The organism is Clostridioides sp. ZZV14-6345 (genome assembly GCF_020657775.1).
Taxonomy (GTDB): domain Bacteria; phylum Bacillota; class Clostridia; order Peptostreptococcales; family Peptostreptococcaceae; genus Clostridioides; species Clostridioides difficile_D.
The window spans coordinates 1-752 of the sequence record NZ_JAGWCX010000160.1; the positions used below are offsets into that span (position 1 = coordinate 1).

Below are 752 nucleotides of genomic sequence, written 5' to 3' on the forward strand. Positions count from 1 at the left end.
ACCATGGAAACTAATAATGTTTATATAAAACTTGTAAATATACAGAGTACTTTAAAAGCTCCTAAAAGTCAATTTAATAGCTTTGGTAAATACAACTATAGGAGTTGTGAGGATATACTAGAAGGTTTAAAGCCTATTCTAAAAGAAGAAAAAGCATTGGTTGTATTGGATGATAATATTGTTCAGATAGGAAATAGATTTTATGTAGAAGCTACAGCAACTTTAATAGATGCAGAAACAGGAGAAAAAATATCTGTAAAAGCATTAGCTAGAGAAGATGAAACTAAAAAAGGTATGGATTTAGCACAAGTAACTGGAAGTGTATCAAGTTATGCAAGAAAGTATGCTTTAAATGGATTATTTTGTATTGATGATACAAAAGATAGTGATGCAACAAATAAACATGGAAATGAGCAGAAAAAAAAAGAAGTTAATGAGAGCGAATTAAATATACTATATTCGCTAGGAGAATCTATAGAAAAAGATAAAAATAGAGTTGATAGTGAAGTATATAAGAAGTTTGGAAAGTTAGCAGTAGATTTGACTAAGCAGGAGTATGAGAAAGTTTTAAATGGATATAAGAGCATTTTAGAGAAGCAAAAACAAGAGTAGGTGATAGTATTGGGGATTATAAGAGTAAGCAAAGACAAAGATAATCCATATGTAGTTTTAAATAAAACTTGTTTGGAAGATGTAAAATTAAGCTGGCAAGCAAAAGGCTTACATTCATATCTGATTAGTAAGCCCGACCA

General features: G+C 29.7%; 1 protein-coding gene. It reads left to right on the top strand.

What is annotated here, in order from left to right; translation table 11 throughout:
- Window positions 1-612: ERF family protein (locus KGF39_RS19415; protein WP_413927104.1), on the top strand; the 612-nt coding region annotated here is incomplete at its 5' end.
- Window positions 613-752 lie beyond the last annotated feature (140 nt).